General features: G+C 39.9%; 6 protein-coding genes, 1 tRNA gene and 2 rRNA genes. 6 read left to right on the top strand and 3 right to left on the bottom strand.

Annotation, left to right across the window (positions count from 1 at the left end; translation table 11 throughout):
• From AC19MV_RS18915 to AC19MV_RS18900, 4 genes are all read left to right on the top strand, one after another.
• A 23S ribosomal RNA gene (locus AC19MV_RS18915) occupies window positions 1-85 on the top strand; the annotation flags it as partial.
• Window positions 86-231: 146 nt separating this feature from the next.
• Window positions 232-347 (top strand): 5S ribosomal RNA (rrf, locus tag AC19MV_RS18910).
• Between the two features lie 103 nt (window positions 348-450).
• Window positions 451-527: transfer RNA gene (locus AC19MV_RS18905), tRNA-Asp, on the top strand.
• A 762-nt stretch (window positions 528-1,289) separates the two neighbouring features.
• Entirely contained in the window at window positions 1,290-2,564 is a 1,275-nt protein-coding gene (locus AC19MV_RS18900) for a CinA family nicotinamide mononucleotide deamidase-related protein (RefSeq protein WP_498309482.1), read from the top strand.
• A gap of 49 nt (window positions 2,565-2,613) precedes the next feature.
• Here AC19MV_RS18900 and AC19MV_RS18895 read toward each other — a convergent pair whose 3' ends face one another.
• The 3 genes from AC19MV_RS18895 to AC19MV_RS18885 all read right to left on the bottom strand — a co-directional run bounded on the left by AC19MV_RS18895 (window position 2,614) and on the right by AC19MV_RS18885 (window position 7,739).
• Complete coding sequence (locus tag AC19MV_RS18895) at window positions 2,614-5,673, bottom strand: DUF2339 domain-containing protein (RefSeq protein WP_498309490.1); 3,060 nt, start codon at window positions 5,671-5,673, stop codon at window positions 2,614-2,616.
• 146 nt (window positions 5,674-5,819) lie between these two features.
• The gene (locus AC19MV_RS18890; protein ID WP_498309480.1) at window positions 5,820-7,007 is read right to left on the bottom strand and encodes a flagellar assembly protein T N-terminal domain-containing protein; all 1,188 of its coding nucleotides are present in this window, start codon (window positions 7,005-7,007) and stop codon (window positions 5,820-5,822) included.
• A gap of 3 nt (window positions 7,008-7,010) precedes the next feature.
• On the bottom strand, window positions 7,011-7,739 hold the full coding sequence (locus AC19MV_RS18885) for a flagellar basal body L-ring protein FlgH (protein ID WP_432403635.1): 729 nt from the start codon (window positions 7,737-7,739) through the stop codon (window positions 7,011-7,013).
• Window positions 7,740-8,284: 545 nt separating this feature from the next.
• Here AC19MV_RS18885 and AC19MV_RS18880 point away from each other — a divergent pair.
• Both AC19MV_RS18880 and AC19MV_RS18875 read left to right on the top strand, forming a co-directional pair.
• Window positions 8,285-9,067, top strand: a complete 783-nt coding sequence (locus AC19MV_RS18880) for a hypothetical protein (RefSeq protein WP_498309478.1) — start codon at window positions 8,285-8,287, stop codon at window positions 9,065-9,067.
• 69 nt (window positions 9,068-9,136) lie between these two features.
• Window positions 9,137-9,592 (top strand): LPP20 family lipoprotein, encoded by a 456-nt coding sequence (locus AC19MV_RS18875; protein WP_432403639.1) that lies wholly within the window; start codon window positions 9,137-9,139, stop codon window positions 9,590-9,592.
• Window positions 9,593-9,597: the final 5 nt, after the last annotated feature.

The following is a 9,597-nucleotide window of genomic DNA, read 5'->3' as shown; positions in this document are numbered from 1 at the left end:
GAGACTACTACGTTGATAGGCAAGGTGTGTAAGCGTTGTGAGGCGTTGAGCTAACTTGTACTAATGACCCGTGAGGCTTAACCATACAACCCAGATGGGTTTTACTGATACGACTTAGTATTAGAATAGAGCGCTTAAGCAGTGCGAGAACTCAAACTCAGAAATAAGCAATCAGCTTTCCGAATTATTATTTAATGCATCAAGATTAATGCGTTAGATAACCAAAATTTGTCTGGAAACCATAGAGCTGTGGTACCACCTGATCCCATTCCGAACTCAGAAGTGAAACACAGTATCGCCGATGGTAGTGTGGGGTCTCCCCATGCGAGAGTAGGTCATTTCCAGGCGCCTAATTTCTCTGAAAAGAGAGGCTCGAATGAGCAAGTCTCCTAGTGATGACACACTAGTGACTTAAAAGCATTTAGCATCCTGCGTAAGCAATTTGCTAAAGGAGCGGTAGTTCAGTTGGTTAGAATACCGGCCTGTCACGCCGGGGGTCGCGGGTTCGAGTCCCGTCCGCTCCGCCAATTACATCGAAGCCTCGTCTAACGACGAGGCTTTTTTGTATGTAAAATTTAAAGCGAACACTGAAGTTGGAGCGATAGCTCAGCTAGGACGCAATGTTCACGAGGCTGAAATCCCCGAGATTGATTGGTATTCACCCTATTTATTGCGAAGTTATTATTTCTATAAGTTTTAGGCGGCTTGTTAAACTGATGTCGTGGGTTCATTTTTACCACAAATCAGTGTCCGCTCCGCTAATGACATCGAAGCCTCATCTAACGACGAGGCTTTTTTGTATTTGGAATTTATGCTATTTCCCTGTAAACACAACAATAATCAGCGCTTAATGATGTTCTGTTAGCAATGTTGCTGTCATGATGATTGTTTATCCTATGTTCTTGGCTCTCAAGAAATAAAATGTGCGTTTCATGTCAAATGTACGATTTGATTTTGTTGTATGTTTTAAATACTCATTTGATAGCCGCTTTGCTCACCGTAGCTAATTGCATATATGTTTTATTCGCAATCAATCGCTTCACTTTTTCCATTTCAGGGTTTATCCAGCTTTTAGTTGGTTGATTCAAAATACACATTTATCGCTTATAACTCGCATATAGGTCATTAACAAAACTTTCCAATTTAGCCGTTTTGAGATATTACTGTTGAGTTGTTGTAATTCATTCAGCTACTTATTAGCAAATTTCCTATTATTTCGATCTATTTTCTTGCCAATAGCATATTGCTCCCCTAACTTAAGTGCCAATTGCATGGGATAAGGAATAACGATGAAGTTAGAAATGATTTGCACAGGTGAAGAAGTGCTATCTGGTCAGATAGTGGATACCAATGCAGCTTGGGTTGCGAATACCTTGATGGAGTTAGGCATTGAGATGCAGCATCGTGTGACGGTAGGTGATCGGATGGATGACCTCGTCGCTGCATTCCAAGAGCGCAGTAAGCATGCAGATGTCATTATTGTTAATGGTGGCTTAGGGCCGACTAGTGATGATATGTCTGCGCTAGCCATGGCGAAAGCTAAAGGTGAAGATCTTGTCGAGAATGTACAATGGCGTGAGCATTTAGAAGATTGGTTTACCCGTAATAATCGGGTTATGGCTAAGAGCAACTTAAAGCAAGCTTGGTTACCGGCTTCTGCTGTGATGGTCGATAATCCTGTCGGCACAGCATGCGGCTTTAGAGTAAAATTGAATAATGCATGGTTATTCTTTACACCAGGTGTTCCTTTTGAATTAAAGCACATGATCACCGAACAGTTTATTCCATTTATTACTGAAGAGTTTGGTGTTCAAGAAAAGTCAGCATTAGAAAAGTTACTCACTATTGGCCATGGTGAGTCATCTTTAGCGGATACTCTTTCTGAAATCTCTTTACCTGCTGGAATTGAATTAGGTTATCGTTCTTCAATGCCACACATTGAAATCAAGATATTTGCGCGTGGTGATAACGCTATTCGTCAGTTACCTGATGTAACAAAGCAGGTTAAAGCTTTATTAGGGTGTGCAGTCGTTGCTGAAAATCGCCCAACATTAGCAGCAGAGATCCATCATCGATTATACCAGTCCGGTTTTAGCCTTAGTGTGGCAGAATCTTGTACTGGTGGCATGATCACCAGTCAATTGATCGACTTTGCGGGAAGTTCATCGTACTTGCATCATGGCTTAGTGACTTACAGTAATGAGTCTAAAGTGAAGGTGCTGGGCGTTAATCCACAAATACTTGACGATCATGGTGCAGTATCTATTCAGACTGTTGAAGCAATGGCGCAAGGTGTACGGGGCATTTTAGACAGTGATTTTGCATTAGCCACTAGCGGTATAGCGGGTCCTGAGGGAGGATCTGATGACAAACCTGTTGGAACCGTTGCCATCGCATTAGCAACTAAACACGGGGTATACAGCCAAATGGTCAAGTTACCAAAACGATCACGCCAGCTTGTCAGAAGTATGAGTACGGCAATAGCTTACGATATGCTTCGTCGTGCATTACTTGAAGAAGCTGTAATTGTTGATTATCCGTCAATACCTCGGTTCGCCAAGTAAGTTTATGCTAGCTTGCTTATCACTGTGATAAGCAAGCTAGATTTAATGACTAGGCTGTAAGGTCTTCAGGCAATTGATTGTTTTTCGCTTTTTGATAAAAGTAAGCCACTGTCAACAAAATCACCCCAATCAGAATAAATGCGACGATTTTTTGAATTAACTCAAATGACGCCATATCGACAAAAATCACTTTGATACAAGCAAAAGCAAATAGTAATGCCGCGAGCCTGACTAGGCTTGCTTGTTGAGGTCGTAAGCTGATAAACATCACTGCACTGGCATGTACGACTAATAGCACAGCACTCATTGGCGCTGCTACGCTGGTATCGAATTGGTAGCTCCAGAATAAATAACTTAATACTAATAAAGTATGCCAAGCCCATTTTAGTGCGGTATGAGTGACTATTTTTCTGTGCGCTCTAATACCTAATCTCGCTGTTAGTAAATATCGAGCTAATAAAGCTAGCACTCCAAGCTCTGCTAAATTAATCAGTAAGTTATTAATATTTAACGTCAGCTGTGTTTCACTGTGAAGCGCAATAGGTAAAATAGCACAGATAAAGATTGCCGCGTATGCCAGGCTATAACTAGGTGCTAAGGCCGACTTTAGATGTTGACCTATACGAGTGTTTCTCTCGGTAATGACACTGAAATAGCCGCAAATAATTAGCGCTGTGATTGCCCATGATGGATAGAGTAGATTGGTAACAGTTTGACTCAGTACAGCTATTACTAAGGCAATATAATATGGCGCAATATGCCATTGAAGCGTGGTCATTTGCTGCCACTTCTTAGGGAGCAGAGTATAACGCCAGCTGATAAATCCAATAAATGATAAACCAATCACCAATGCGATTAGCCCTTGCCACAGTTCTGCTATGCACATTGCTGCAGTGATCATGGTTGCTAATACCGTGAGTATTTGCGACTCATAGCGAAGGCTTTTGTGATTAACGACGTATGCCAATCCTAAGCTCATGAGACTGCTTACCCATAATGCGATAGCAATATAGTCTGGGTAACTGCGCACAATTTTAGGCAATAGCAGTAACGGTAAAGCTAAATAACAGGCCAACTGAACGTAGTAAGCAAAGCGAATTAACTTGGCATCGGCGTAATATTTTTTGTACCAATAATACGCGAGTAATAGTCCAATAAAGAGCTCAATACGGGCTAACTTAGCGTTCATCGCTTGGTCTGCAAAACTCAGGCTATTGGCATCGACCATGCCAATAATCACTAATCCTAATAGCGGTAGTTGCACTAACCAAGCTAACATTTCGCTAAAGCGTAGGGTGTGTTTAGCACTCATGTACAGTAATAATAAGCTGATTAATGGCAATGTATTAAGCCAATATTGCTCAGTAATAAAGAAGCTAATGAGTAATAATGTAACCGTATAGAGCACTCCCAGTAACTCGCGGATAAACCGTACCGCTAGGTGTTCAAATGTCATTAAATCAGCTTGATAGCGGCTAAGAAGCTTCTGTGCGGCAAAAGTCATTGCACAGGTTAGTGCCATCGATAAGCTTAATAACCTTTGATACCCCAATAAACTATCGTTGTTATAGTGCTGCAGGCTGAGTACTTCAAATACGTTCGCAAAACTGCTGATGATGCCAAGTACCAGTAAGACATAAGCTTCTGCTCTAATAGGGCTAAACAGTTGTTTACAGCCAGTCCACAGTAACAATAATCCCTCTAGTAACAGCACTAATCCCATCAACTCTACGCTGAGTAAAAACAGTGCGGCAAATCCCGCAAAGCTGCCGGCAAAAGCTAAAGCTAGGGCGCTAATCTCTTTATCGCGTTTAATTAGCCAATATAACAACCCGCACAGCAATGCATTAAGCGCAAATATCTCTCCAGCAAACACACTCCACTGGGTTAGGGTGTAGAGAGTAAAAACCATGAGTGCGATAGGCACTGCTAGCAACCTTGGTGTTAACGTCGATTTGATGATAAATAATAAGCTGGCAATGCTGTAGAGATAAAATAGTCCATTGACCATCAATAATGCTAAGCCGGTTTGCCAATCAATGGCAGCCAACGGTAATTGAATGAATAAGCCGAGTATTTGTATACAAGCTATATGCAGTAATGCAGTGATTTCAATGAGTATCGGCCAAGCTAATTTGTGGCTTTGTACCATTGAACAGATGCCGATAAGCATTAAATAAGGTAGGTACAGTAATGGTGTTTGACCGCCATCAAGTAACATCAATGGCGCAAGTGAACCACCAAGTAAGGCGACAATGGCCACCACTTTGGTGTCGAGTTTAAATGATAAACCATAACCAAAAACGGTGTTGAGTAACAGCAGACCAAAGCAGGCAACATCGGGGATGAGGTTAAAATAGGGCCCTAAGAAATACAAACACAAGTAGTTAAGAATAAGTCCAAGGCCGACCAGACCGGAGCCAAAATCTTGCATGCCCGGCCTTTTTTGTCGAATGAATATACCGCCGACAATAATGCTATTTGCGACACCTAAACCTAATAACGCTTTCCCCAGCTCTGAAAACCAGTTGTTAATTGAAAACTGCAATAAGTAACCAAACCCAAGAGTTAGCGTAATGATGCCGGCAACGGTCATCAAGAATACAGGACCTAAACCTTTAGCTTGGTAATGTTGATAAAAGCTTTTTGCTTGTTCGGTTAACCCAGACAATGGTGCAAGTGCTGATGCGCTGAACTCTCCAATAGCTTCAGCTAATTGAGAGACCATAGCACTTAGCGCACTTTGTCTGGCTGGTGACTTGGTGACTATCGAGGTTTGTTGCGCTGTTATGAATGGCGCTGACGCTGAATGATTAGTGTCTAACGGCTGATGTTCCCAAGCGGAAGAAGAGTATTGAGGTATATCAGTAACGAGACTATCGCTCGTATTACTTGCTTGGTTCTTATGTACTGAAATAGGTAGGTTTTCGCTAGCCAAGCTATTTTGTTGGTCATCGCTATTTTGCGCTTGTACTTGCACAGCTAAAGCATCAAGTTGCTGGCTGAATTTAGCTAATTGCTGATTTACATAGGCCCGTTGTGCATCTTGTTGCGAGACTAGCTCTGCTAACTGCGCTTTTAATTTGGCTACGTCATCCACTAACGGCATCATTTATCCCATGATTACTAAGCATTCCAATATTGCCAGGTTATTGTACGTGGTTCTGATTGATTAGGAAATGCTCAGTTTTCTGATACTTGAGATAAATACCGTTTGAGCATTCCGTTGCTCACGGATATGAATATGTTAAATGGTTACTGCTCTTGCGGTACGGTTGTCACTACATCATATAGATCGATTTGATGCTGTTTCATGCCATTAGGATCAGCATCAAAAGGCACTTGTAGCAAGCTTATCTTGTTACTGACTTGAATTACTTTTAAGATAGTGGGTTCGGTTGGCGGCATCAAAGTAGAGAGCACTGTGTGGTTTAATGCAATACTGTTTAGTTTGATATATTGAAATAAATCACCTCTATTCACTCCATGTAGGGTGCCAATATTAATCGTAATATATTGATCGTCTTTATTGATTACTGTTGCCTTTGTGGCTTCACAGCTTAACGTTTCGTTAATATCTTTTGCTGCGTTAAACAATGTATCAATAATGGTTTTGCCATAATCACTGCGCCAAAATAAGCTATTGGCTAAATCAACTCGACTAAAAGAGTCAAAGCTCCAGTCGTCCTCACCGTGGTACTCGTTTTCAACTAAAATACTGTCACTGATCCGGTCGTACATAAACACTTTTATCGTAAAGTTGCGCTTCGGTGTCGTGGTTTTACTTAGTAGCCCTGATTTAGTTTCATTAAATAGACCAATGTCACGTATATAACCAAAGACCAAATACTGACTTTGATATTGGCTGTTAAGTGAGTGAGAAATGCTTTTTACCGCTTTTAAATCAACCGTATCCATGTCTACTTCAGGTTTAAAGACCATTTCTGGGATCAGTGCTTCGACAAATACGTTAGGTTGATTAGTTAACTCGTTTTTAAAGCGAGATACAACATGAAAAGGCAGGCTAAATACATCCCCTGTAGTAGCTTGCGCTGGGGTTAATAGTGGAAATTGAGCAACAATAAGTTGCTTAAGGTAGCGATCTCTAGTGCAATTTAGGCTCGATTTTAGATTCACTTTGACATTAATGGTTAAGATGTCGTTTTTCAGTGATTCATTAAGGATTTTTATCTCACTGATTTGATGCTCAGACTGAATGCTGCTTGAGCTTTGGCTTAAAATCCCATCGGTAACCGTGGATTCTATTTTAACGACACTATTGGCCTGCAATGAAGCATTTTCTATTGCTTGTTTAATGACTTTTTTACGTACTTCATTGTAATCATTGTCATTTATGGCCATTGATGCTTGGCCAACATACCATTGAGCTTGTGCCATAAATGGCATAAATAATAACCCGAAAACAAACAATAGCTTGATCATTAGTTAGCCGAAAATATTAAGTAATTTACTGATAAGTGAAGGGTCTTGGTTGTCTTGCTGGTCGCCTTTCGCACTGACCTCAATGATAGCATTGCCAACCATGTTTGAGTCAATGGAGTGGTCGGAAGCAACGTCAGTGACTCTTATTTCACCAGAAAATCTGACATATTCATCACCTTTATTAAGCTTAAGCCATTTTTCACCTGCAACAATCAAATTGCCATTGGGGAGTTTTTCTCTTACTGAGACCGTAATTGTGCCTGATAAGTAGTTATTTTGATTACTTTCTGCTGAACTATCAAAGCTTTTTTCTTGGCTGTAGTCAGCATCGAGGTTATCGCTATTAATATTAATGCTACCTGCGGTAATCGATGGCGACAAAGTAAATTCGTTGCTGTTATCCCTTTGATAGCTTATCGACTTTTTAGAGGTCATTTCTTCATTCAGTTTAATCATTATCATGTCGCCGACTTCATAACGATTATTGTTTTGATAAATACTATAGATATTATTAGGATTAAATATGGAGCCAGTGACTTGTGGTGCCTGTTGAATATTATTATTTCTAACCGGACGATAACGAGGGTCACCCTTAATTATTTCTTCACTGTCTTCAATAACGCTAATGGTAGTATTTTCTTTTGTGGGGCTTTTTATTTCCGTAACTTCGGTTGTTGAACAAGCGGGCATAAACGTTATAAATGCTAAGGTGAATGACAATGGTTTATTCATTTTATTATTCGCAAAGTTATCGGTGATTTTATGTTAACCATAATTTTATGCTATTTTTTATGCGAAAAGTGCTTTATTCTTGATGTTTACCTCCTTTTACTTGTGTTTACTTACATTTACTTATATTTACTTTGTATTGATTTATTATGTATTTGTATCTGTATGTTCTAACTAGGAATTAGTTTGACGTTATATTTTTTAGATACGGATTTTATTTGTTTAGATATGAGTCACACTTAATTTTTTCGTAGTAATGTGAGTATTCAGTCTTTTAAAAATCTCCTGTTATTGTATTTGTATTTAAAATTGTGTTTTTAAATAAATTTGAAGTAAAAGTTTTACCGTACACTAGGGTTTTTAAAGTTTGTTTGTGCGTAATATAAATAATTTTATCTATTTAAATTTTGTACAGAGAGTGATGATTCATCATTGTAGCTATAAAATACATGGCGATAATCTATTAGCTGCGATTAACACCGCTTTTATTTCGAAGGATATTTAACCAATAAATATCAACAACTATTAGCTTTAATTGGGAATTGATTGTGTCCTTAATAAACTCGTTAGATACAGCTGTCACCGCAGCTACAACAGCAGCAAGTACTGTGAAGGGCATTACCGATCAACAAGATGCTATTGCAGAAAATGGCCTTGGTCAAAGTACTTTTGGCGCATTACTTAACTCACTGTCATCGGGTTCTGGGGCTATTGATTCATCCTTAACTAACTTGTCAAATATGGAAGTAATTTCTGTTGAAAAGCTTCAAGACCAGCTGTTGCAACAAACAGGTTTAGGAAATGAAAATTTATTGTCGTTAGCCGTATCTGATGACTTAGTCTCACAAATGCAGCAAGAGTTATTGTCTTCGTTACAAGCGAGTATGATTAACAGTACTGCTTTGTCGAGTTCAGTGTCTTCGGCCGTTTCTTCTGTATCGACAATGATTAAATCGGGTAATCCATTACAATCAACAGTGGGCATTACACATGATGAGCTAGCTGTTACCGAAGAATCTTCAAGCACTCTTGATGATGTGTATTCGTTTTCATTTGGTGAAGAGGGTCTGGATGGCAATGACTTATTCGATTCGATAAATATATTAAACCATATCCCTATTTTGTCTGACATCTATCAAATATCCACAGATACAGAGATTAGCCCAGCATCCAAATTGTTAGGCGGCATGTTGTACTCTGGCTATATCGGAGTCGGTGCGGCGGCTCTTGAGCTAGGTATGGATTATTTCACCGGTTACACATCCAAAGATTTAGTCGCCGATACGGGATTATTATCGTCTGAAACTGATGACATTACCGATACACAATAACTCAAGCACCACATCGCCGATGGTTGGTGATGCCATTCCTAATTTACGCGTCTATAGAGCGATTTATACATGAGAATATTACTCATAGCTGGCTGCCTACTGCTAGGCGGCTGTAGCTTATTCCAAAGCAGTTCTAATCACTATCGTCCTAGCGTTTACCCGGTGCTGACAGCTGTCGGGTATGCTCCAATTGACCGTCAACCAGCTGAGCGTCGTAGTGAACAACTATTAATGGCGATGGAGTCGTCAAAAATTTTGGCTTATCGTGAGCTCACTGAGCAGGTCTATGGTTTGCAGTTAAAATCAAACACAGCGGTTCATGACTGGGCAATGAGCAATAGTGACACTCAAATTTTGGTTTCTGGTTTAATTAAGGGGGCTAGAGTCGTGAAAACTTATCCGGTCGATGGATTTTATGTTACTGAGTTAGAACTTGATTATAAGCTAGTGTGGGATTTGTATGAGCAATCTGAAAACCCACAGCAAAATAGTATTTTGGTGATAGAACCAGCTCAGAATTTTTAGAGTTT

The sequence above is a fragment of the Shewanella sp. MF05913 genome (assembly GCF_059758095.1).
This window is presented reverse-complemented; position numbering and strand designations above follow the sequence as displayed.